Genomic DNA, 24,716 nt, shown 5'->3' with positions numbered 1-24,716 from the left:
TATACTTGTGACCGGTATAACAGTCATCCCACGTATAATGGCGGCCTCTCTGGAATTCCCCGCCGGCACTATACAGCTCCTCACACCTTCGCTGTACGCAGAGTGAACTATGGACAGCACACCGCTCACCGTATTCACATGTCCGTCAAGCCCCAGCTCTCCAAGGATAAGTATGTTCTTTATATTGTCTGTTGGAATAACGCCCATGGACGCCAGCATACCCGCTGCGATGGGCAGATCGAAGGCAGTGCCTTCCTTTCTGATATCCGCCGGAAAGAGATTGATCGTTATTCTCTTCGGAGGAATGTTGAAACCGGAATTGCGCAGTGCAGTCCGGACCCGTTCTCCTGCTTCCTTTACGCAGGAAGACAGGTATCCGACCATATTCATAACGGGAAGCCCATCGTGTATATCCGTCTCCACTGATATGAGCGTCCCGTCGATTCCCTGTACAAGTCCACTTAATACTTTACTATACATAAGCAAGTGCTCCTTCCCGCTCTGCCGAGCAGCCTCTCCACCGGAGCACATATTACACTAAAAAGGATATCCCATAATCAAACACAAGTCAAACTCCATTTTGTATACCTGTTTGGAATATCATATCCTTGACTTTTCCCTTTTTCTGCTGCCCTTAACCAGCTTCACCGAAGCCACCTTAAGTAGCACAAATGATGCTGCGAGATTCACACACACTGAGATCACGGCCATATGATCCACCACGAAATTCGTGTATTTACCGTATCCCGTCATGGTTTCCACCACAGATTCATCCTTGAGCAATCTGATGAAATTTTCTGCTATCCATATGGCAGGATTGACTGCATAGCACACTGCCTTTCCCATCATATAAGCAGCATAACTGCTTCTTGAACCGTCCGACATATACATCATGGATTCAAAAACTTTTCCTATCGCATATGATAAAAACACAACAGCCGCTATAGTCACTATGGTTGATATGGCCGCCGACACAGAAGTTCTCTTCACGCAGGAGTAAAATATTCCGATACTACCAACGTATATATCTATAAAGAGAACCATTCCAAGGTATTTGAACAGTTCGTCCCAGCCCATTCCTCCAACTATGAATGCAACCGCCATAAACGGAAGAGTTGCTATGACATACATTGCCGTGGTGGCAACTGCCGACAGGAGCTTTCCGGCAACTATCGATATAGGTCTTACCGGAGTCGTCAGCATGATCTCAAGCGTCTGTCTCTCCCTCTCACCGGATATCGAGGTGGATGTGATTATCGGAACTATGAGTCCTATTATGCACAGCTCACACACCGCAAGCACAGGAAACATCTGTGCAATATTTGAATAATATACCTGATATGCTGAGCCTCTGCTCGTCATGAAGAGCATTCCGACAACCAGCGCAAACAGGCAGTTGATGACTGTTATCGTCACGACCATTCTGGCACTTCTCGCATTTACCAGAATATCCTTCTTCAATATGGGATTAATAATTGTTCTTCGCGCCACGATTCTCACCTCCCGTAATCTTAAGGAACAGGGATTCCAGATCTTCCTTCTCCCTGAAAAACTGATGAACGTGCACACCGTTGTCCACAAGACTTCTGAGAAGCTCGGCGTCAGACTCCCTCGTGCCTGAATAATAGACAAGAATTTCTCCATCTTGTATACTTATGCGATCCACATTGAATCTTTCCTTCACAATGACAGATATCCTGTTGGCTGAGGCCTCCGCATCAAGTCCCAACATATATCCCTTTATCCTTACAGGAGGCATGTTCTTATCACCATTTACAATCTCATCCACGCTTCCGCTGGCCACTATCTTTCCGTGGTCTATGACACCTATACTCGTACACATCTCTGAAAGCTCCGGCAGAATATGCGAGCTTATCACGATGGTCTTGCCCATCTCCTTCAGATCACGCAGTATATTCTTCATATCATGTCTTGACCTTGGATCCAGACCCGAACTCGGCTCATCGAGCACCAGAAGCTCGGGATCATGTATGAGCGCTCTTGCTACACAGAGTCTCTGCTTCATACCTCTTGAAAGGCTGTCGACGAACTCGTCCTTTTTATCCTGAAGGGCGACAAGCTCCAGATATTTATCTGCGACCTTCTCCACTTTCCGCTTGCTCATGCCGTACATGGAGCCATAAAAATCCATGTACTCCATGACCTTCAGATTGTCGTACACACCGAAAAAGTCAGGAACATATCCTATCTTCCGTTTCACATCCGCAGGTCTGCCAAGTGCGTCTACACCGTCTATGGTGACCTTTCCCGATGTGGCTTTAAGGAGTCCGCACATGATCCTCATGGTTGTCGTCTTACCGGCACCATTTGGTCCGACAAATCCGAATATCTCGCCCTTATCAATATGAAGATTCATATGATCGAGCGCAACAAACTTTCCATATCTCTTGGTGAGTTCTTCTATATCAACCATTACCGGACACCTCCCCTCGCACTGATATGTGGAAGGTAACTGTCCACATAATAGTCTCCCTGCTGAGGAGATATAAATCTCATAGCCAGGCATCCGTCCGACATATATTTGTCAAGTTCCTGCCCCTTTATGATCGTTTGTCCATCGGCAAATACCGCGTCATATTCGCCGGTCTCTCTGTTGAGCATCTGCACTACGACCTTGTTCTTGCCGCTTCCCGCCTGGGCCTTATCGTATATCAGTTCCGTTATATCATCATTCTTGCCAAATCTGATGTTAACGTCCACGGTTTCAGAATACATCAACAGATCGTCATCACCATAATCTGATCCGCCGATTCCATTCTCATCCCTGTCATAAATGCTGTAATAATAAACTCCATCCACATCCTCATATTTTAGGGTATCTATGTCGTATACCATATAGCTGCCATAATTTTCCGTATCGGCATCACTCATCATATCCGGATCCCGCTGTATGGTTCCCCACACAGCCACAACGCCGTCATCTGCAGCGAGTCTACTGTACTGGGCAAGCCGGAGCTGCATGTAATAATTTCTGGACCATTCCGCCGACGATTCATCATCTCCGAAATAATCCTCACCATACTTCTTCGTGTAATATGATCTCATTCCGTCAAGTATGGATCCGCCGTCAAATTTGTGGGTATTCTTCCTGCTTATCCGTATGGTATCTCCCGCTCTCAGGACATCAGCAACGTAATAATATCCCTCGGACATGACCACAAGATTCTCCACATCGTACGAGGTGTCATTTGTCAATGATCCCTCAAAGCCATCTGTATATAATGTCAAATTCTTCCGAATCCTTCCAATATCGTTGCTTCCAGCAAAGCTTGCATTAGCTGATATAGTGCCAAATGAACGATTGCTGTAATAATTCAGTGTAACGCCATCTTTTCCATCATTTTTTACCGCATTGAGATTGTCATAAAAGCTGGATTCCATGGAATCATCCATCTCGATGTTGGAATATTTGCTGTTGATGTCTATCTTGTATTGGCCTGATCTGCCGCCTATTATATATGAATATGCATCCTCCCGCTTGGTATCACCGCTTATATCCGCAGCCACAAATGTAAGTCCGATAGGCTTTGTAACTCTGTACTTGAGACTTACCATATATATGGCGCATGTACCGATAATTGCACATACCGGGATAACTCCCCATATGAGCTCCTTCTTTTTGAGCCTGCTGAGGACGATGTACGCCACAGGGCCACACACAATGATATATATGATCAGCACGATCATAATGACAACAGGTGACGGGGTCTTTCTCTTGTTTGCTGCATTTGCCACATCATATCCATAATATGTGCCTCCATAATACCAGCCTCCATCGATCCAGTTATGTGTCATATCCGTAAAGCCCGCCTCCAGAGCAGCCTGCGCCTGGGCAGTCTTATCCTTCTCATCAGTCTGTGCAAGTGAATATGGGAGCACCACGATCCTGCCATGTCCCATATTCAGATAGTACCCATCTGAGCCGTCCAGCTCATGTACCTTTTGTGTGTCATTAACAGCGGAGACAAAGTCCCCGTCAAAGCTGCTGAGTTCATTTTCACCTGACGATTTTGCCAGTATCATAGCTCCACCACTGTACACCCATTGTTTTATGGCAGCACTCTGCTTCTCTGACAAGCCCGACAGATCATAATCATCCACCAACAGATACTCTATAGCCTCCATTCCCTCCTCGGACTCAGGAATATCTGAAGGTGACAATGCAACCGTCTCTACCTTTGCATTATCATACACATTGTCCATGGAAACATCCTCTATATAAGACATGGCATCCTGTCTGTCACTAATCACTCCCACTGCGGCTACCATATCATTGCCCTCTATACTCAGCGAATCCCGCTCTGAGTACACCAGCACTCCGTCGCTGTCCTTGATCTCAACCTTTGCTATGCCGGAGCCCATATTGTCGACACAGAATTCCAGCGTTGTATTTTCACCCGCCTTGAATTCCACATCTTTGGCATATGTCATATTCTTTGTGCCAAAACCCTCGGAATAGCTCGTCTGCACAGACACATTTCCCGCAAAATCTGTGTCACACACAATATCCAGCCTGATAACACTGCCTCTGTCATTTACCGCATATCCATTGAGTCCATACTTTAGCTGTATATCAAAATCAGGGTTATTTTCAATTATCCTCTGTTCAACCCGTCCATATGCACTATCTGTGTTCGTTTCCGCCATAGCTGGACAGATCATACCTCCAAGCAGCATAAGTGCAACCGCACCGCCACAGGCAAGTTTCGCCGATCTGATCATAAGTCTTTCCTTCCAATTTGACTTTATTTTTTACACTAAACTTATAATAAATTCTGCCGGTAAATAACGCAACTTACACTTTCGTAAGGACACGTCAAAGCTCTTCCGGCATTCCCCGTCCGCGCAAAAAAAAGCTCCCCGGATACATCAAATATCATGTATTCAGGGAGCTGCTCAACTCTTAACTGAAATATACTACCTCTTCATCAGGTGCACTTGTGAGTGTGACCTTCTCTGCTGTGAGAACAGGTCCTTCACCTTCAAAATCTGGGTAATACTCGTAGCCTATCTTGGCTGTGACATCAACCCACTGTCTGTCCACAAGATTCTTAGCACCCTGATAATAGCACTTGAATCCGACAAACTGGATATCCTCAACACAGCATGTCATGGCGAATCTTCCAGGAACAAATGCATTGCTGCCGTACTGCTTTGGTCTAAACACCATGGCCTTGAAGTGGATCTTCTTGCCGTCGTATCTCTCTTTCATGTCAGATGCATCCACATACCAGATACCGAAATCGTCATCCGGCAGTTCTATCACATCTGCGCTCACATCGTATGGCAGATCCTCAGGTTCATTTGTCTCAGGTGCAATGGAGCCATCTTTCATCTCAAAGATGATCTGTGCTCTTCTGTTCACCGCCTTGATGGATCTTCTCCACTCAGGAATCTTGGAATTCTCATCACATCTGTTGAAGATGACCATATCCGCACTGTTGAACTGCTCAACCATGGTTGCCTTCATGTTCTGTGAGTACACATCGTATGTCTCCGCATTCACAAATGAGATAACCTGGACAACCGTCCATCCCTTTGGAACCCTTATCTCAAATATCTTATCGAGCTTCCACATACCATTGTACTCGATCATGACCTGTTCCGGATTGTATTTGTCCTGAAGGTCAAGGAGATGGTCTGTGGTGAGCTGATCTTCCTCTATGAACTCTGTATATATATTAGCCTTCTTCAGAGCCTCAAGATCATACTCCTCCTCTCCGTCCTCACAGACGAGAAGAAGTGTCTTGGCTCCACCTGTAAAGCCTCTGTCCATCAGGGTCTCCTTGGCAAATGTTGTCTTACCGCTCTCAAGGAATCCCATGAACACATATACAGGTATCTCTTTATTCTGACGTCCCATCATATTAACTCCTTATCATAGAACAACCTGCTTAAACCTCGAACAGTTCTGCAAGGTCGTCCTCCTTAAGCTTGCTTCCTATTACGCAAAGCTTACCAGTGATGTCAGCCTTGCCCTTTCTGATCTCGAACTCGCCTGGTACAAGATCAAAGTACAGCCACTCACCTGCATCGCTAGGAACGATACCCTTTGCTCTGAGGATAACACCGTACTTCTCTGTGTCAGCCAGAGTGTCAAGGATCTCTCTGAGCTTGTCCTCATTGTACTTGTGTGGTGTCTCCTTGCCCCAGCTTGTAAATACCTCATCTGCATGATGATGGTGGTGATCATGGTCATGGCAGCCACATGTACACTCATCGCCATGGTCGTGATCATGATGATGATCGTGGTCATCGTGGTCGTGGTGATGCTCGTGCTCGTCGTGATCGTGGTGATGCTCGTGCTCATCGTGGTCGTGATGATGCTCATGGTCGTCATCATGGTCGTGATGATGGTCATGGTCGTGACAGCCACATGTGCACTCATCGCCGTGGTCGTGGTCATGATCATGTCCCTTCTTAGCCTCATCCATCATTGTCTCCTCAAGAGACTTGTAGTTCTGCATAGCCTCTCTGATGGCTGCTCCATCGATCTCATCCCATGGAGTTGTGATGATGGTTGCATGATCGTTCTTCTCTCTGATCATGGCTACAGCCTTCTCTATCTTGTCCTGTGTAGTAGTCTGTGTTCTGCTCAGGATGATAGTGTTCGCACTCTCGATCTGGTTGTTGAAGAACTCGCCAAAGTTCTTCATATAAATCTTAACCTTTGACACATCGGCAACTGTTGTGTAGCTGTCGAGCTCAACATCAAGATTGCCTGATACATCCTTTACTGCCTTGATAACATCAGACAGCTTACCAACTCCTGACGGCTCAATGATGATCCTGTCAGGCGTGTAATCTGTGATAACCTGCTTGAGTGCAGTACCAAAATCTCCGACCAGTGAACAACAGATACAACCTGAGTTCATCTCTGTGATCTGAACGCCGGCATCCTTCAGGAAACCGCCATCGATTCCTATCTCACCAAACTCGTTCTCTATGAGAACCAGCTTCTCGCCCTTAAATGCCTGCTCAATAAGTTTCTTGATCAACGTTGTCTTACCGGCCCCAAGGAAGCCTGAGATAATATCAATCTTTGTCATATCAATCACTCCTTAAACAAATTTATATTAAGACTGTGCAGTAAATACACAGTCTTTGATACCTACATCCACATGATTATACTCGATTGCCTTTATTTTTGCAAGAAATCAAGCATTTTATGTGTGTTAATGAACTATTGTCTCATGTGCACATCCACCTGATTGAACGGAATCTCTATGCCGTTCTCATCAAATGCCTTCTTGAGCTTCCACATGGCATCCCACTTGGCATCGAAAAACTTCTCTATCGTCGCATAGAACTTCACATACATATTGATCCCACTGTCTGCAAATTCATCTATATAGAACAGAATCTGCTCATCCGGAAGATAACCATCCACATCCTTAATGGTCTCAATGGTAACCCTCTTGACCTTCTCCATATCAGAATCATACGCAACAGAAAATGGTATATCCACCCTCCTCATATCATGCTCTGTCACATTCACAAGGGATGTGTTGGATATGTTGCCATTCGGTATGACGACTGATTTGTTGTCGAAAGTTATCAGCCTTGTATAGAATATGTCTATGGACACGACTGTTCCTTCGCAGTGAGTATTGTTCTCCACAATATAGTCACCGACCCTGAATGGTTTTAATATGAGAATCAACAAGCCGCCCGCAAGATTCGACAGACTTCCCTGAAGTGCAAGTCCGAGGGTAACCCCCGCTGTGCCTAGTATAGTTATAAATGAAGTGATCTGAAATCCCACAATGCTCGCCGCAGTGAGCACGATCAACACATTCAGAACAATCTTGACCGCAGATATGAAAAAACCAGCAACGCTTGGATCCAGCTTTGACCTCTCAAAACTCTTCCTGAGTATCCTGAGCAGCAACTTCACCAGCTTGAAGCAGACGACCATGAATATGACAGCCACAACTATACTGCCAAGCTTGGACATACACCAGTCTGTAAGCTTCTGGATATACTGCCCTACGATACTTACCTGATCCGTGGCCTCCTTCACCGCATCCCCGACCACACTCTCTGTGGTCGCAGTATCAGCCGCCATGTTATACAGATCACCAATCAATAGCATAAATGTCTATTCCTCCTATTTTACATGGGCAAACACTGCAAATGACAGTGCAGGAGCACTCACTTCTATCACGCCATCCGCAGCAGTCTCATATCCTTTGTTATTGTTACCCTCGCCTCCGTATTTCAGGTTATCACTTGAGAAGATCTCTCTGTACTTTCCATCCGTCTCAACCGGAAGCTTATATCCTGTCACATTTTTAAGTCCGAAGTTGCAGACAATATACACATCATCTGCGACATCCAAACCATGTCTTACAAATGATATTACCTGTCCCTTCTCCTGTATATCAAGTGCACTGCCGGCAAGGTCCCTGCCATCACCGCACAGAGCATTCTTTGTATCGTATAATTTGTTGAGTTCCTTTATATATTTCTGAAAATAGCTGTTTGCATCGAACTCAAGAACCGACCAGTCGATCTGGGTTCTTCCGTCAAACCCGGCAAATCCGCCTAATTCCTGTCCCATAAACGTCAGCTTTCTTCCCGGTAGTGACATGGTGAGACCAAACAGAAGTCTGAGATCAGCATACTTGTCCTCATAGCCACCCGACATCTTGGATGCGTAACTTCCACGCTCATATGCAACCTCATCATGGCTGAGCGCCCATACGGTATCATCATTCTCGTCAAATGGTATACCACATGTATAATCCGTAAAGCTTCCTCTGTTCACTGGAGGTATCATCATGAAATCTGTCACTCTGGACACAGCTTCATTATTCCACCTGAGATCTGTCATGACAGCATCGCCTGCAGTGCCGAGGGTTGTTCTCAATGCTCTGATAAGTTCCTCGTCCTCCAGCCTTACTCCGTCCAGATGATATGTGTCTATCCAATATGCGATGCAATCCACATCCCTCACAGATACCATATCCATGATAACGCCTATTCCCTTGCTGTGGAAATGGTCGACCATAGCCATGAACTCCGTAGGTGTTCCAAATCTCGATGTCGGAGCGAACATTCCCACGGTATCATAGCCCCAGCCATTGTCATCTCTATATTCCATAAGTGGCATAAACTGTATGTAGTTGTATCCCATATTCTTCACGTACATGGCAGCCTCTTTGCCAAATTCGAGATAGTTAAGAGGATATCCATCTGAGTTTCTCTTCCATGTCGGCATGTGGACCTCATATATATTTACCGGGGCAGATACACTGCCTCTCTTCTTCATATATGAAGAGTCTAACCAGCTATACTCAAGCTTTGCAAGTACCGACGCATTTCCCGGTGCCACCTCATAAACCTCAGCGTAAGGGTCTGCAAATATATCTGTATTTCCATCTCTGTATAATGCCTCGAATTTGTATCTGGTATTCATGAGATCGCCCGGAATGAACAGCTCAAACATATCAGTGTAGTCAATCCTTCTCATAGGATTCACGCGTCCATCCCATCCGTTGAAATCTCCGACCACACTGACCCTGGTTGCCCCCGGCATATTCATGCAGAACGATACACCCTGTACACCATCGAGCGTGATCTGTCTTGCTCCAAACAGATCCTTTACATGGAAATCCGACAATATTCCATCGTCTCCATTTACCACCTTCATGACATTGACTGGATCCACGCTGTATCCGAATGAATACGGATCATAGAATTCAGCCGCCTGCTCGCCTTCTGTTATGAGCTTATATGCAAATGCCCCGCTATCCTCGATCTTCACTGTAAAAAATCCCTGTGAACCTATCTCGGTCATAGGATATTTAAATATCGGCTCGCCCGTTTCTTCATTTATCCTGAGAACAAACGCAGCCGTAGCCCTCGGAAGGTATGCATTTACATAGCAGTCATTAAGACACTGGTGCATACCAAGAATATGATGAGGGTTGCCATGCGTACCCCTTGTTATCGCTGCAACCTCATCTGATTTCAATACAAATATCTCCATAAAACCCCTTCTCCTAATGTTAGTCTATCTTGTGTATAAATATTCCGCTTCTGAGCTTTGGCTCAAACCACGTTGACTTTGGAGGCATGAGAAGTCCCGCATCTGCAATGTCGAACAGTTCAGTGATGGATGTCGGATACATCGAGAATGCAACCGCCATTCCTCCATCCACCAGACGCTCAAGCTCTGCAAGTCCTCTGATTCCACCTACGAACATGATCCTCTGATCAGTTCTCGGATCATGTATTCCAAGTATCGGTGCAAGCACATTGTCCTGAAGTACCGATACGTCAAGTCTGCCCACGACATCATCCGGAACAATACCTTCTCTGACATCCAGTCTGTACCAGCTTCCATCCATGTACATTCCCACCTGTCCTTTGACCTGTGGTTCCACCGGAACATCACTGGCTGTCACATCAAATATCTTTGAAACCTCATCCATGAATTCCTGCTTGTCATGTCCGTTGAGATCCTTTACCACTCTGTTGTACGGCATGATCATAAGCTGGTCATGAGGGAAAAGTACAGAGAGGAAATAATTGAATTCCTCATCCCCGGTATATCCCGGATTCTTCTCTCTCATATGGATTCCCGCCTTGACGGCCGATGCCGCCCTGTGGTGTCCATCCGCTATATAGATATCGTCCACTCCTTCAAATGCAGCTCTGATGGTGTCTATATCTTCCTGGCCATCTATTATCCATACGTTGTGAGTGATCCCGTCAGGTGATGTGAAGCCGTACAACTTATCACCCTTCTTCACTCTATCGATGATCTCGTCAACCTTATCTATCGCTCTGTACGCAAGGAATATAGGTCCCGTCTGCGCTCCGCATGCCTCGACATGCTTTATTCTGTCTATCTCCTTGTCCTCTCTGGTATTCTCATGCTTCTTGATGACTCCATTCATATAGTCATCTATAGAAGAACATGCCACGAGTCCTGTCTGATGCCTGCCATCCATGATAAGCTCATAAATATAATAGACTGGTCTGCGCTCCATGATATATGTTCCATCATCTATCATGCCCTGAAGCAGCTGACCAGCCTTATCATATACACATGGAGCATATGTATCCACATCTGGTCCAAAGGATGTCTCTGCTCTGTCCACTTTCAAAAATGATAATGGTTCGCGCTTGACCTCTATCTCTGCTTCCTGACGGTTATACACATCGTATGGCAAGGCAGCTACTCTGCCTGCAACATCTGGTCTCGGTCTATAGGCTCTAAAACTTCTGATTGTTGCCATATTCTCTACTCCTGTCATAAATATTTTATTGTATGTGCCAATTAACCTCTCACAGCCTTGACAACCTTCTTGATCGAATCCTCATATTCCTCCTCTGATGAGTTCTCGAATATGAAGAGATCCTTGATGTTTGTAGGCGGATTGAAGTTCTGGCTGTTGATGTACTCATCCCAGTGCTCAAGCTTCCATGTATCTCTGTCTGAAGCTCTCTTGATCATTCTCTCATGACATACATCTTTTCTTGTATTTACCCAGATAACGAAGAGCTCTGCATCTTTCTCTGCAAGCTTAGCGCGAAGATTGTCAAGATACTCATCATCTCTGATCTCCTCTGTGAACGGAGCATTGATGAGAACTGTATCATTGTAATCCAATGCCTCAAATGCAAGATCCAGCACACAGTAATACTCGTAATCTCTGATCTCCTTCTGGAAGAAGTCTGATGAACGGTTGTACTCCTGTCCGGCAACTACAAATATCTGCTTTGAAAGTACGATAAGTGTATCCTTGTCAAGGTATACACAATTGTGAAGTGCCTTTGCAACCTGCTTTGAAATAAATGTCTTTCCACATGCTGGTGGTGATGTAACTAAAATAAGCTTCTTCATATCTATAAATGCCTCCATGTAAATGAAATCAATTTTTCTAATAGTTTATCACAATTGCTATTTGCTTACAACATTTTTTAACGTTAAATAAAAATAAAGAACAGCAAAGAACAATATACGTAAAAAACCGTCAGACCTGTTTTGCAGGCCTGACGGTTAAGATCATATCTCCCAACTGTATGTTGTTATATTTTTATTTTACTCTGATTGTACACTTTGCATACTTACCACTGCCATCCTTAGCCTTACATGTAATTACCGCACGCCCCTTCTTCTTACCTACTACTGTTCCTCTTGTTGTTACAGTAGCTATCTTCTTATTTGAGGAAACCCAGGTAACTGCCTTGTTGTTTGCAGTTGCAGGACCTACTGTTGCCCTGAGTGTTATCTTTCCCTTTCTCTTTATGGTTGCTGTCTTCTTGTTTAACTTGATCGAAGAAACCATAATAACTGAATTGATTGTACACTTGGCAGTAATATTGCTTCCGTCCTTTGATTTACATGTGATAACTGCCGAACCCTTTCCAACAGCCTTGACAACTCCTGTTGACGAAACTGTTGCAACCTTGGTGTTCGATGATGACCATGTAACCGCCTTATTGTTTGCCGCTGCAGGACCTACAGTTGCCTTGAGTGTGAATGTCGCACCCTTCTTGATAGTCTTGTTTGTTGCATTGAGCTTGATGGATGTTACAGGCTGTGAAACCGTAACAGTACACTTTGCAAGCTTGCCGCTTCCATCCTTAGCCTTACATGTGATAACTGCTGTTCCCTTTGATACTGCTGTGATAGTACCATTGTTTACAGTTGCTACCTTGCTGTTAGAAGTTGTCCACTCAACATTTCTGTTATTTGCGTTAGCAGGAGCTACAGTCGATGTTATTCTGCCCTGTTTACCCACAAACAGATTCAGTTTTGTCTGATTAAGTTTTATTCCTGTAACCGGCTGGTTAACTGTAAGTCTGAGAGCTGCCTTGGCCTTTCTTCCTTCAATGCCTTCGACAGCCTCGCATGTGATTGTCGCTGTACCACGGCCCTTAGCTACTATCTCACCGTTCTCATTTACTGTTGCAACTGCATCACTTGATGATGTCCACTTCAGTGCTGCACTGGCTGCATCCTCTGGATTGATAGTTGTATTTACTACAAATTTATCGCCAACATTTACTGTCTTGTTAGTCTCAGCAAGAACTATGGATGAAATCTGCTGAATAACAGTGACCTCACATGTCTTTGATATGTTACTTCCATCTCTTGCAGTACATGTTATTGTTGTTGTTCCGGCTTTAACACCTGTTATTGTTCCGTTTGATACTGTTGCAACACCCGGATCACTTGACTGCCATATAACATTTCTGTCATTTGCATCTTCTGGAAGTACGGTCTGCTTAACAGTTCCTCGTTCACCCACATACAGAGTGAGCTTCTCCTTGTCAAGTGTTATAGCACTTACATACTTCTTTACTGTAAGAGTGAATGATGTTGTTTTCTCACTTCCATCAACTGCTGTAGCTGTGATAACTGTGGTTCCTCTGTCGAGGGCTGTTATCAAACCATCCTTGTCAATGCTTGCAACACTCTCATCTGATGATGTCCAGATGACTTCCTGATTCGATGCAGTTGCAGGGGATGCAGTGCTTGTTACCTGCAGTGTATCACCAGCATATATTGTTGTCTTGTCTCTGTTTATTCTAAGGCTTGTAACTCTCTGCTTTACTGTAATGTTGCAATCCACATACTCATCATCTGAAATTGAAAATCTGATAACAGCAGTTCCTGCTGATCTGGCAGTAACTGTAGCCTTTGTCTTATCTGTTGAACTATATGACACCGAAGCAACGTTTGTATCTGACGATGTCCACTTCAAATTCTTGTAAATACTTGCATCATCCGCATCGATAACAGCCTCAAGTGATACTGTTCTGCTTTCCGTATCTGCTCCGAGCAGCAATTCTGCACTGTTCATATTGAGAGTCAAACCTTTTACAGGCGGCTGTACAGTCACATGACACTTGCCGTACACCTGCTCAGTATCAACAGATGTACATATGATATCAGCTTCTCCCGGATTGACTGCCTTCACATTTCCCTCGGCATCGACCGTAGCAATGCTCTCATTTGATGATGACCATACAACGCTCTGCTCCACTGCAGTATTTGGAGAAACCGTAGCAACGAGATTACTGCTTCCACCTGCAATGATCGTCATTCTAGACTGTGAAAGTGTCACGCTGTTTACTCTCTGTTCAACATTTACCTGAATTACTGTCTCTACATCAGGATTATCAGTTGATGTAAAATGAAGGAATGCGATTCCTGCACCTCTTGTTGTTATAGTCTTACTTGATGTATTAAACGACAAAACCTTATTGTTTTCTTTGCCATACGCATCAGTCACCTTACAAGTGAATCCTGATATCTCTTTGGACGCAAGACCATCCTCGGTAACACACTTTACATCCAGCTTCTTAGAGCCATTTCTTGGATATGTTCCACAGTCCATGTTGATGACTGCGCCATTCTCGTATGTTATCTGGTTGCCTGCATCATCCTTCTCGTTCTGATCTACAAGATAAAGTCCGGTAACAGGCTTGTGACACTCCATATTCACATATCCTATAGCACGATCATTCAGCAGAATGTTAATCTGAGCTGTTCCCGCCGAAACACAGGTCAGTTCTCCTGTCTCCCTGTCTATCTGTGCAACTCTTTCATTTGACGAACTCCATGTTATGTTCTTGTGTGGATTCTTTTCGTCATCCGTAGCTGTAAGTGTAGTCGTATCACCAACTCTGAAGCTGAGTGTAGAACTGTCTGACTTTACAACATTTCCATCAGTTGTATACCATACTGTGACCTTGAGCGGGTTAAGAATGTTGAGTGTGAACTTGACCTTCCCCATTCCTGCTCCTGTATAGTAATTGTATGTAATCTTCTCCGCATCCGGCTCCGCTGTAAATATATATCCATCAAGCTGTCCTCCAGTCACGGATGACGCCTCATTGCTGGCATCTATGCCCTGTATTCCTGCGTATCCTGTAGTATTCCTGTTTCGTTTATGAATTTCAACCCCATTATCATCCGTTAAAGGCTTGCCGTTGTTATCTACAGCAACAGGAAGTTCATAGTCATACCACGCCTTATGCAAACCATAGACTTTTGAAAAATCGCTAAAATCATAATCATAGTTCGTAGTATCAAGTGTTATATCCCTGCTATTCCCACTGCAACTGAACACACCATCATCGCCATAAAGTTTAGGACACACTGATATATCTATGGCCACAAGATTGTTGTTGTCAATCTCAAGTTCTTTAAGGTCAGGATGACCATCAAGCTTTATACCCTGGATATTATTGTCTGAAATATAAAGCTTCTCCAATAAACTGTTTGATGCTATATCAAGCTCTGCAAGAGAATTTGATGATGCGTCAAGATTAACCAGATTGGTGAGAGTAGATACATCAAGCTTATTTATGCCAGTATCCTTGACATAAAGCTCTCTAAGTGCTGTATTCGCAGTAAAATCCACCGCACCCAGAACATTGCTGCTGACATCAAGGTAGCTAAGACTTGTGTTCTTTGACACATCTATTGATGTAAGTCTCGTGTTAGAACAATCAAGTGTTGTAAGCGCCGGGGTATTGTCTATGTTCAGCTCAGCCACATAGCTATTTGAACAATCAAGCGAACCAAGGACTATATCACCGGATACGTCAAGCTTGGTAATTGACGAACGAACAACAACTCCACTGTCGCTCTTTGCTCCAGCACAATAAAGATTCTTAAGCTTCTCATGACCTGACACATCAAGGACAGGCAGTGAACGCATGCTGTCACAATAAAGTGTTGTAAGCTCCATGTTTGAGCCAAGATCAAGTGTTGATATGGTGGTTCCACTTACGCCAAGCACCTTAAGCCCCTTCATATTGCTGACATCTATCGATGAAAGGTTTGTTGAATTGGCATTGAGCAGTACAAGATTATTGTAATCAGCCAGAGATGTAAGGCTTGTGATCTTGTTTCCACTTATATCAAGATATGTAAGTTTCTCTGCACTTACCGGCAATGTCAGACTGTCTATTCTGTTACTTGAGACATCTATATATTCAAGATTCTCAAGATTCTCTATATCAAGATTCCTTATAGACTGCTCATTACAATCCAGCTTTGACAGATTGGTGAACAATTCTACGCCATTCAAACTTGATATAGCAGGAGAACACTTCGAAACATCTATAGATGTTACATTCGAGATCTCCGCATCTGACAGATAACCATTACTGTCTGTATCGAAATTACTCGACACATAGCTTCTAAACGACGAATCCGTAAACGTGTCAGCTATGGATACGCCATCATCCGCTGCATAAACCGGGCCAACACTGGCCATTGACTGGACAATCATCGCTGCACTCACAGCCGCTGCCAGCCATCTCTTCCCTTTTCTCATAAAATACCTCCCTTAGTAATTCATGGTTTATTTACAATTAATCTAATTTTAGTATACCTGTTTGTGCAATGTCAACATAATGTTATCAATAATACTGCATAATATAACGCCATGCAAAACAAAAAAATTGCCGGAACATGTTCACTTCATAGCAGCAACATTATCCCGGCAAATCTTTATGATATTGTTAGCACAGACACTTCAAATATCCATATAATTTATTACTTCTTTGTGATATATCCCTTAGCCTTCAGAAGCTCTGCACAGAGAACTGCACCACCTGCAGCACCTCTTACAGTGTTGTGTGAAAGGCCAACGAACTTCCAGTCATATACTGAATCCTCACGGAGACGTCCAACGCTGATACCCATACCTTTCTCGAAGTCAACGTCCAGAGCAACCTGTGGTCTGTTGTCCTCCTCAAGGTACTGGATAAACTGCTTTGGTGCACTTGGAAGACCAAGCTCCTGAGGCGCGCCCTTGAAGCTTGTCATAGCCTCGATAAGCTGCTCCTTTGTAGGGTTCTTTCTGAACTTTACGAATACAGTTGCTGTATGTCCGTTGAGAACTGGGACTCTGATACACTGGCTTGTGATAGTGATTCCCTCTGCAGGAACGATCACACCATTCTCCTTGTCTACCTTACCCCAGATTCTGAGTGGCTCCTTCTCTGACTTCTCTTCCTCACCGCCGATATATGGGATGATGTTGCCAAGCATCTCAGGCCAATCCTTGAATGTCTTACCTGCTCCTGAGATTGCCTGATATGTGCTTACGATAACCTCGTATGGCTCAAATGGCATCCATGCTGTAAGTACCGGTGCGTAGCTCTGGATTGAGCAGTTAGGCTTAACTGCAACAAATCCTCTCTCTGTTCCAAGTCTCTTCTTCTGGAACTCGATAACCTCTGCATGGTCTGCATTGATCTCTGGAACCATCATAGGAACATCAGGAGTCCATCTGTGAGCTGAGTTGTTTGAAACTACAGGAGTCTCTGTCTTGGCATAAGCCTCCTCTATAGCTTTGATCTCATCCTTTGTCATATCTACTGCTGAGAATACAAAATCAACTGTGGCTGCGACCTTCTCAACCTCATTGACATTGTATACTACAAGCTTCTTAACTGCCTCTGGCATCGGTGTATCCATCTTCCATCTGTCACCAACTGCCTCTTCGTATGTCTTGCCTGCGCTTCTTGGGCTGGCTGCAACTGTAACGACCTCGAACCAAGGATGGTTCTCAAGAAGTGAGATAAATCTCTGACCTACCATACCTGTTGCGCCAAGGATACCTACCTTTAACTTGTCACTCATTTTTCTTCTCTCCTATTTATCTTTTATTACTTTATGACTCTTACCTTAACTACTCCCTCGATTGCTGAGAGTTCTGCGATGTCGTCTGCTGTTGGCTCTACACCGATATCAAGGATAGAATATGCGTAATCGCCCTTTGCCTTGCTGATCATTCCTGATACATTGCCGCCCTTCTTGGAGAATACTCCTGTGAACTGGGTGAGCATGTTAGGGATGTTCTTGTGGCAGATAGTAACTCTGGCTACATCACTGCACTGTCCCATGTTTACGTTTGGATAGTTTACAGAGTTCTTGATGTTTCCATCGTTGATGTATGCCTTGATCTCCTTACAAGCCATAACTGCACAATTGTCCTCTGACTCTGCTGTTGAAGCTCCAAGATGTGGGAATGCTACCACGTTCTTGTAACCTGCTATAGCCGGGTTAGGGAAGTCTGTCATATACTTTGCAACCTTGCCTGAGTCGAGTGCCGCCTTCATATCCTCATCGTTGACCAGTACGTCTCTTGCGAAGTTGAGGATCTTCACGCCGTCCTTCATCAGTGCAAATGCATCTGCATTGATCATTCCCTTTGTGCTGTCAAGAGCTGGAACATGAACTGTTATATAATCACAGTCTCTGTAGATATCCTCTACATTTGTGATGTGCTTTACATCCTTTGAAAGTCCCCATGCTGCATCTACTGACACATATGGATCATATCCGTATACCTGCATGCCGAGCTTAAGCGCAACATTTGCAACCTTTGCTCCAATGGCACCAAGTCCGATTACACCGAGCTTCTTGCCAAGGATCTCATTGCCTGCGTAGTTCTTCTTCTGCTTCTCCACCATCTTGGCGATATCTGCCTCAGCGGCATTGTCCTTGACCCAGTTGTAACCGCCAACGAGATCTCTTGAAGCCATGAGGAGCGCTGCTACTACAAGCTCCTTAACACCATTTGCATTTGCTCCTGGTGTGTTAAATACTACGATACCCTTCTCAGCGCACTTATCAAGTGGAATGTTGTTGACACCTGCACCTGCACGGGCTACTGCCAGAAGGTTGTCTGACAGCTCAAGATCATGCATGGATGCACTTCTGACCAGAACTGCATCTGCATCTGCGAAATTGTCTGTTACTTCATATGTATCAGGTAAAAGCTCCATACCGCACTTGGCGATAGGGTTTAAGCAATTAATCTTTACTGACATGTCTTTTTCTCCCTTTTCTGTTACAATATATTACTTGTTCTCTGCCTCGAACTTCTTCATGAACTCTACAAGCTTCTCAACACCCTCGATAGGCATTGCGTTGTAGATAGATGCTCTCATACCACCTACTGTTCTGTGACCCTTGAGGTTGACAAATCCAGCCTCTGTAGCCTCCTTGACGAACTTTGCATCAAGGTCTGCGTCACCAGTTACAAATGGTACGTTCATGAGTGAACGGTCTTCCTTTACTACAGTTCCCTTGAAGAGCTCTGAGCTGTCGAGGAAATCATAGAGGATCTTGGCCTTCTTCTCGTTGTGAGCCTTCATAGCCTCAAGGCCGCCCATCTCCTTAACCCACTTGAATACCTTGCCACAGATATAGATGCCGTAGCATGGAGGTGTGTTGTAGAGTGAGTCTGCATCTGCCTGAGTCTTGTACTTGAGCATGGTTGGTGTAAATGGCATTACGTCATCTCTGATAAGATCCTCACGGATGATAGCCACTACTACGCCTGCAGGACCAACGTTCTTCTGAACTCCGAAGTAGATCATACCGTAATCCTCAACATTTACAGGCTGTGAGAGAATGTCTGATGACATATCTGCAACGAGTATCTTGCCCTTTGTGTTAGGAAGTGTGTGGTATGTTGTTCCATATATAGTATTGTTATGACAAATGTAAACATAATCAGCATCGTCATCGATCGGAAGATCTGAACAGTCTGGGATATATGAGAAAGTCTTGTCTGCTGATGATGCAACTGCAACTGCCTTTCCATATTTCTTTGCTTCTTCGTATGCTTTCTTTGCCCACTGACCTGTTATGATGTAGTCAGCTACGCCATTCTTCATGAGATTCATTGGAATTGCTGCAAACTGCTGTGAAGCTCCTCCCTGAAGGAAAAGCACCTTGTAGTTGTCAGGTATGTTCATGAGATCTCTGAGATCCTTCTCTGCCTCTTTGATGATATTGTCGAAGGCTTTAGATCGATGGCTCATCTCCATTACGCTCATGCCTGTTCCCTTGTAATCAAGCATTTCTTCTGCTGCCTCTTTTAATACCACCTCAGGAAGAACTGAAGGGCCTGCTGAAAAGTTGTACACTCTTGCCATTTTTGTTATCTCTCCTTCTTTTTAGTTGTGACGATGATTTCGTTTTAATGTATGTAAGCCTGTGTTTCGCTGCCTATATCGTTCTGCGGAGCGCTCCCGCTCGTCTCCTCCTGCAGCGGTACTAAGGTGCCGCCTACAGCGCCACCTAAGGACCGGCGGAGGAGAATGTCCTTCGAACGATATAGGCAGCGAAACACAGGCTAATTTACTTTATTTACGAAATCATCTGTTTATGACCTAATAAAATGTGTGCGAGATATTTTACTTAACAAAAATGTCCTTCGTTCCCATTTATATGAAAATTCTGACTTATCTTTGTTTTTTTGGTGTATCTCGCTTGCGATTAACAAGTTATTTTTACTAAATTCTTATATTATCAAGTAAAACAACTTTATTATCGCTTATATCCCTGTACTATAGCACTCTTTTCGCCTGTCGGCAAGTAGGGATTATATATATAAGCACCATATCTATGTTTTGTACGCGCACAAATATGGTGCCTTTCCGAGCTTATATTGACATATATTACATATCGTCTTCTGAGAAACAGGTGTCGATGGCTGCTCCCGGAGCTACCATTGGCCATACCTTGTCGTCTCCCGCTATTGTTACATCTATTACCACAGGTCTGCCTGCTGTCAGGGCTGTCTTCATTGCTGCCTCGAACTCATCAAGGGTGTTGGCTCTGATTCCCATGGCACCAAGTCCCTCTGCTACCTTGACGAAATCTACCGAATCGTCAAGCACGGTGTTGGAATATCTGTGGTCATAGAACAGTGTCTGCCACTGTCTTACCATTCCAAGTACGTGGTTGTTCAGGACTACCTGGATGATAGGCACGTTGTATCTCGCAGCTGTTGCTATCTCGTTCAGATTCATTCTGAAGCATCCGTCACCGGCTATGTTGATGACTGTCTTATCAGGTCTACCGTACTTTGCTCCGATAGCTGCGCCAACACCGTAACCCATGGTTCCAAGTCCGCCTGATGACAGGAATGTCCTAGGCTCCTTGAATGTATAGTTCTGGGCTGCCCACATCTGATGCTGTCCGACATCTGTTGTGATGATCGCATCACCCTCTGTAAGCTCGTAGATTTTCTTGATAGCTGCAGGTCCGTTCAGTGTGTCAAAGCTGTACACGTCAGGATTCTGCTTCTTGAGGTCTTCGATCTCAGACATCCATGTCTTGTTGGACTGGGCGGCAAGCTTGCTGTTGAGGAGCTTCAGGACCTCCTTTGCGTCGCCGACTATGCTGGCATTTGTAGGGATGTTCTTGTCTATCTCAGCTGCATCTATATCTATATGTATGATCTTTGCATTTGGCGCGAACTTGGATGCATTTCCGATAACTCGGTCTGAGAATCTGGCACCAACAACGATCACAAGATCTGCCCTTGACACACCGAGGTTGGACACCTTTGTTCCGTGCATACCGATCATGCCTGTATATCTCTCGCTTCTTCCGTCAAATGCGCCCTTGCCCATAAGTGTATCGCACACTGGTGCATCCACCTTATCTGCAAATTCTGCAAGCTCTGCTGATGCGTCAGAGATGATACATCCGCCACCTGCCATGATAAATGGTCTTCTTGAAACCTTGATCATCTCAAGGACTTTGTTCACATCCTCCTCGCGGATGGTGTCTGTCTTTCTCTCGATGACCTCCGGTGTCTCTGGTATATACTCTGTCTCCGCTGCGGTTACATCCTTTGTTATATCCACAAGCACCGGGCCAGGTCTGCCGCTCTTTGCGATCTTGAACGCACGTCTGATGGTCGGTGCAAGATCATCTATGTGCTTCACGATAAAGCTGTGCTTGGTGATAGGCATAACAACACCTGCAATGTCTACCTCCTGGAAGCTGTCCTTACCGAGCATATTTACACCTACATTTGCTGTTATTGCCACAACAGGAATGGAATCCATGTATGCTGTAGCTATACCTGTTACAAGGTTGGTGGCACCCGGACCTGATGTGGCCATACATACGCCGACCTTGCCTGTAGCTCTGGCATATCCATCTGCCGCATGGGCAGCCCCCTGCTCATGTGATGTGAGCACATGGTTGATCTCATCCTGGTGCTTGTAGAGGGCATCATATACGTTGAGGATAGTTCCTCCCGGATAACCGAACACGGTGTCAACGCCCTGTTCTTTAAGGCACTCTATAACAATTTCAGAACCTGATATCTTTGACATCTTACTTTCTCCTTTTCCCTTAATTGTGATCAATTAATTCTTTGGCACCTCAAGAACAGCACCTCTGTTGCCTGATGTAACCATAGCTGCGTATCTTGCAAGATAGCCTGTTGTAACCTTTGGCTGTCTTGGCTTCCATGCAGCCTTTCTCTTTGCAAGCTCCTCGTCTGAGACATCGAGCTTGATGCTGAGGTTGTTGATATCGATCTCGATCATATCGCCTTCCTCAACAAGAGCGATAGGTCCGCCCACAGCAGCTTCAGGTGATACATGTCCGATGGACGCTCCACGGCTTGCTCCTGAGAATCTTCCGTCTGTAATAAGGGCAACTGATGAACCAAGTCCCATACCAGCGATGGCTGATGTAGGGTTGAGCATCTCTCTCATACCAGGGCCTCCCTTTGGTCCCTCGTATCTGATGACTACCACGTCACCCTCTACGATCTTGCCGCCCTTGATAGCTGCGATTGCGTCCTCCTCACAGTCAAATACCCTTGCAGGGCCCTTGTGAGCCAGCATCTCAGGCACAACTGCTGAACGCTTTACTACAGAGCCGTCTGGTGCAAGGTTACCCTTGAGTACAGCCAGACCACCTGTAACTGTATATGGATTGTCCATAGGTCTGATGACCTCAGGATTCTTGTTTACACTATTGGCAACAGCCTCTCCTATTGTCTTGCCTGTAACTGTCATGCAGTCCTTGTTGATGAGTCCTGCATCTGCAAGCTGCTTGATAACCGCATACACACCACCGGCCTCATTGAGATCCTCCATGTATGTGTGGCCTGCAGGAGCAAGGTGACACAGGTTAGGTGTCTTTGCGCTGATCTCATTTGCAAATGAGATATCAAAGTCGAAACCGATCTCATGTGCGATGGCTGGAAGGTGGAGCATAGAGTTGGTTGAACATCCAAGTGCCATATCAACTGTAAGAGCGTTGATGATTGACTCCTTTGTGATGATGTCTCTAGGCTTGATGCCCTTTCTGTACATATCCATAACTGCCATTCCTGCATGCTTTGCAAGCTTAAGTCTCTCTGAATATACTGCAGGGATTGTTCCATTTCCAGGAAGTCCCATTCCAAGAGCCTCTGTCAGACAGTTCATAGAGTTTGCTGTGTACATACCTGAACATGATCCGCATGTAGGACATGTCTTGCACTCATACTCGTATACATCCTCCTCAGTCATGGTTCCGGCTGCGTATGAACCTACAGCCTCGAACATGCTTGAAAGACTTGTCTTATTTCCCTTTACGTGTCCGGCAAGCATAGGGCCGCCAGATACAAATACTGTTGGGACATTTACTCTGGCTGCTGCCATGAGAAGTCCTGGAACGTTCTTGTCACAGTTAGGGATCATGACGAGCGCGTCAAACTGATGTGCTATAGCCATAGCCTCTGTTGAGTCTGCGATCAGATCTCTTGTAACCAGTGAATACTTCATTCCGATGTGTCCCATTGCTATACCATCACACACAGCGATCGCCGGGAACATAACAGGTGTACCACCCGCCATGGCAACTCCCATCTTTACTGCCTGTGCTATCTTGTCCAGGTTCATGTGACCTGGAACTATCTCATTGTATGAACATACGATACCTACTAAAGGTCTCTCCATCTCTTCCTTTGTCATGCCCAGTGCGTTGAACAGAGATCTGTGTGGTGCCTGCTGCATTCCAACCCTAACATTATCACTCTTCATCTTATTCTCCTCCAATAATGGTCCTTTCTATATTCTCTCGCAGATAAGATCACCCATCTCGGAACAGCTTACGAGCTGTGTTCCCTCTGAGTGGATATCTATTGTTCTGTATCCGTCCTTGAGAACCGTCTTTACAGCGTTCTCAACTGCATCTGCCTCCTTGTCGAGGTCAAATGTGTATCTGAGCATCATTGCCGCAGACAGGATGGTTGCTATCGGATTCGCCTTGTTCTGGCCTGCTATGTCAGGTGCCGATCCGCCTGATGGCTCATACATACCGAACTTTGTCTCGTTAAGTGATGCAGATGAAAGCATTCCTATAGAACCTGAGATCATGGACGCCTCGTCTGAGAGGATGTCTCCGAACATGTTCTCTGTGAGGACCACATCGAACTGTGCAGGATCCTTCACAAGCTGCATCGCGCAGTTGTCTACGAGCATGTGTTCAAGCTCAACCTCAGGGTAATCCTTTGCCACTTCCTCAACGACCTTTCTCCAGAGTCTTGATGAGTCAAGGACATTGGCCTTGTCAACGGATGTGACTTTCTTTCTTCTCTTCATAGCTATGTCAAATGCCTTGATGGCTATTCTTCTGATCTCGTTCTCATTGTATGTGAGGGTATCAACGGCTGTCATAACTCCGTCAACCTCCTCTGTGTGTCTCTCGCCGAAGTAGAGACCACCGGTGAGCTCTCTCATCATCATCATATCAAATCCGCGCTCTGCGATCTCAGCCTTAAGTGGACATGCCTCCTTCAGCTCATCGTAGAGATTGGCTGGACGAAGGTTTGCGAAGAGGCCAAGCTCTTTTCTGATCTTTAACAGTCCTGCCTCCGGGCGGAGATTTGGAGGGAGCTTATACC

Annotated in this window: 17 protein-coding genes; all 17 read right to left on the bottom strand. The window is 45.1% G+C overall.

All coding sequences use genetic code 11. The features are described from left to right. On the bottom strand, window positions 1–480 hold a 480-nt coding region (locus ABUA34_RS01900; RefSeq protein WP_349822769.1), incomplete at its 3' end, for a magnesium chelatase domain-containing protein. A gap of 120 nt (window positions 481–600) precedes the next feature. After that, window positions 601–1,491, bottom strand: coding sequence for an ABC transporter permease (locus ABUA34_RS01895; RefSeq protein ID WP_349822768.1), 891 nt, complete (start codon window positions 1,489–1,491; stop codon window positions 601–603). After that, a complete protein-coding gene (locus ABUA34_RS01890; RefSeq protein WP_349822767.1) occupies window positions 1,469–2,434 on the bottom strand; it encodes an ABC transporter ATP-binding protein in 966 nt (321 codons plus the stop codon). Before ABUA34_RS01890 ends, ABUA34_RS01895 begins: the two co-directional genes overlap by 23 nt. After that, window positions 2,434–4,743 carry a DUF8725 domain-containing protein gene (locus ABUA34_RS01885; protein ID WP_349822766.1) on the bottom strand — a complete coding sequence of 770 codons (2,310 nt, stop codon included), beginning with the start codon at window positions 4,741–4,743 and terminating at the stop codon, window positions 2,434–2,436. The genes ABUA34_RS01890 and ABUA34_RS01885 overlap by 1 nt, the downstream gene beginning before the upstream one ends. A 181-nt stretch (window positions 4,744–4,924) precedes the next feature. Continuing rightward, window positions 4,925–5,884 (bottom strand): TIGR03943 family putative permease subunit, encoded by a 960-nt coding sequence (locus ABUA34_RS01880; protein ID WP_015533531.1) that lies wholly within the window; start codon window positions 5,882–5,884, stop codon window positions 4,925–4,927. A 31-nt stretch (window positions 5,885–5,915) separates the two neighbouring features. Then, complete coding sequence (locus ABUA34_RS01875; RefSeq protein ID WP_349822765.1) at window positions 5,916–7,070, bottom strand: CobW family GTP-binding protein; 1,155 nt, start codon at window positions 7,068–7,070, stop codon at window positions 5,916–5,918. Between the two features lie 134 nt (window positions 7,071–7,204). Next, on the bottom strand, window positions 7,205–8,116 hold the full coding sequence (locus tag ABUA34_RS01870) for a mechanosensitive ion channel family protein (protein WP_055144080.1): 912 nt from the start codon (window positions 8,114–8,116) through the stop codon (window positions 7,205–7,207). A 15-nt stretch (window positions 8,117–8,131) separates the two neighbouring features. Then, window positions 8,132–10,015 (bottom strand): GlgB N-terminal domain-containing protein, encoded by a 1,884-nt coding sequence (locus tag ABUA34_RS01865; RefSeq protein ID WP_022216085.1) that lies wholly within the window; start codon window positions 10,013–10,015, stop codon window positions 8,132–8,134. A 19-nt stretch (window positions 10,016–10,034) separates the two neighbouring features. Continuing rightward, entirely contained in the window at window positions 10,035–11,270 is a 1,236-nt protein-coding gene (locus ABUA34_RS01860) for a DUF1015 domain-containing protein (RefSeq protein WP_015533535.1), read from the bottom strand. A 41-nt stretch (window positions 11,271–11,311) separates the two neighbouring features. Further along, window positions 11,312–11,878 carry a P-loop nucleotide/nucleoside kinase family protein gene (locus ABUA34_RS01855; RefSeq protein WP_015533536.1) on the bottom strand — a complete coding sequence of 189 codons (567 nt, stop codon included), beginning with the start codon at window positions 11,876–11,878 and terminating at the stop codon, window positions 11,312–11,314. Between the two features lie 193 nt (window positions 11,879–12,071). Then, the gene (locus tag ABUA34_RS01850) at window positions 12,072–16,331 is read right to left on the bottom strand and encodes an Ig-like domain-containing protein (RefSeq protein ID WP_349822764.1); all 4,260 of its coding nucleotides are present in this window, start codon (window positions 16,329–16,331) and stop codon (window positions 12,072–12,074) included. 221 nt (window positions 16,332–16,552) lie between these two features. After that, window positions 16,553–17,644 carry an aspartate-semialdehyde dehydrogenase gene (gene asd, locus ABUA34_RS01845; protein WP_015533537.1) on the bottom strand — a complete coding sequence of 364 codons (1,092 nt, stop codon included), beginning with the start codon at window positions 17,642–17,644 and terminating at the stop codon, window positions 16,553–16,555. A 26-nt stretch (window positions 17,645–17,670) separates the two neighbouring features. Next, window positions 17,671–18,837, bottom strand: a complete 1,167-nt coding sequence (locus ABUA34_RS01840) for a phosphoglycerate dehydrogenase (RefSeq protein WP_015533538.1) — start codon at window positions 18,835–18,837, stop codon at window positions 17,671–17,673. Between the two features lie 30 nt (window positions 18,838–18,867). Continuing rightward, window positions 18,868–19,950, bottom strand: coding sequence for a 3-phosphoserine/phosphohydroxythreonine transaminase (gene serC / locus ABUA34_RS01835; RefSeq protein ID WP_015533539.1), 1,083 nt, complete (start codon window positions 19,948–19,950; stop codon window positions 18,868–18,870). Window positions 19,951–20,475: 525 nt separating this feature from the next. Further along, a complete protein-coding gene (gene ilvB, locus ABUA34_RS01830) occupies window positions 20,476–22,149 on the bottom strand; it encodes a biosynthetic-type acetolactate synthase large subunit (protein ID WP_022216081.1) in 1,674 nt (557 codons plus the stop codon). A gap of 33 nt (window positions 22,150–22,182) precedes the next feature. Further along, window positions 22,183–23,853, bottom strand: coding sequence for a dihydroxy-acid dehydratase (ilvD, locus tag ABUA34_RS01825; RefSeq protein ID WP_015533540.1), 1,671 nt, complete (start codon window positions 23,851–23,853; stop codon window positions 22,183–22,185). A gap of 27 nt (window positions 23,854–23,880) precedes the next feature. Then, window positions 23,881–24,716, bottom strand: an 836-nt coding sequence (leuB, locus tag ABUA34_RS01820) for a 3-isopropylmalate dehydrogenase (RefSeq protein WP_349822763.1), incomplete at its 5' end; no start/stop codon positions are given.

This window comes from Coprococcus sp. RTP21428st1_C9_RTP21428_210409 (assembly GCF_040227395.1).
GTDB lineage: Bacteria > Bacillota > Clostridia > Lachnospirales > Lachnospiraceae > Coprococcus > Coprococcus aceti.
Note: the sequence above shows the minus strand (reverse complement) of the source record. Positions and strands in the feature narration are given on the sequence as shown.

What these genes read in the sequence shown, in the direction of transcription:
- ABUA34_RS01890 (WP_349822767.1), bottom strand. Translation starts at nt 2,434, where the DNA reads ATGGTTGATATAGAAGAACTCACCAAGAGATATGGAAAGTTTGTTGCG.
- asd (WP_015533537.1), bottom strand. Translation starts at nt 17,644, where the DNA reads ATGAGTGACAAGTTAAAGGTAGGTATCCTTGGCGCAACAGGTATGGTA.
- serC (WP_015533539.1), bottom strand. Translation starts at nt 19,950, where the DNA reads ATGGCAAGAGTGTACAACTTTTCAGCAGGCCCTTCAGTTCTTCCTGAG.
- ABUA34_RS01875 (WP_349822765.1), bottom strand. Translation starts at nt 7,070, where the DNA reads ATGACAAAGATTGATATTATCTCAGGCTTCCTTGGGGCCGGTAAGACA.
- ilvD (WP_015533540.1), bottom strand. Translation starts at nt 23,853, where the DNA reads ATGAAGAGTGATAATGTTAGGGTTGGAATGCAGCAGGCACCACACAGA.
- ABUA34_RS01840 (WP_015533538.1), bottom strand. Translation starts at nt 18,837, where the DNA reads ATGTCAGTAAAGATTAATTGCTTAAACCCTATCGCCAAGTGCGGTATG.
- ABUA34_RS01880 (WP_015533531.1), bottom strand. Translation starts at nt 5,884, where the DNA reads ATGGGACGTCAGAATAAAGAGATACCTGTATATGTGTTCATGGGATTC.
- ABUA34_RS01860 (WP_015533535.1), bottom strand. Translation starts at nt 11,270, where the DNA reads ATGGCAACAATCAGAAGTTTTAGAGCCTATAGACCGAGACCAGATGTT.
- ABUA34_RS01850 (WP_349822764.1), bottom strand. Translation starts at nt 16,331, where the DNA reads ATGAGAAAAGGGAAGAGATGGCTGGCAGCGGCTGTGAGTGCAGCGATG.
- ABUA34_RS01870 (WP_055144080.1), bottom strand. Translation starts at nt 8,116, where the DNA reads ATGCTATTGATTGGTGATCTGTATAACATGGCGGCTGATACTGCGACC.
- ABUA34_RS01855 (WP_015533536.1), bottom strand. Translation starts at nt 11,878, where the DNA reads ATGAAGAAGCTTATTTTAGTTACATCACCACCAGCATGTGGAAAGACA.
- ilvB (WP_022216081.1), bottom strand. Translation starts at nt 22,149, where the DNA reads ATGTCAAAGATATCAGGTTCTGAAATTGTTATAGAGTGCCTTAAAGAA.
- ABUA34_RS01865 (WP_022216085.1), bottom strand. Translation starts at nt 10,015, where the DNA reads ATGGAGATATTTGTATTGAAATCAGATGAGGTTGCAGCGATAACAAGG.
- ABUA34_RS01885 (WP_349822766.1), bottom strand. Translation starts at nt 4,743, where the DNA reads ATGATCAGATCGGCGAAACTTGCCTGTGGCGGTGCGGTTGCACTTATG.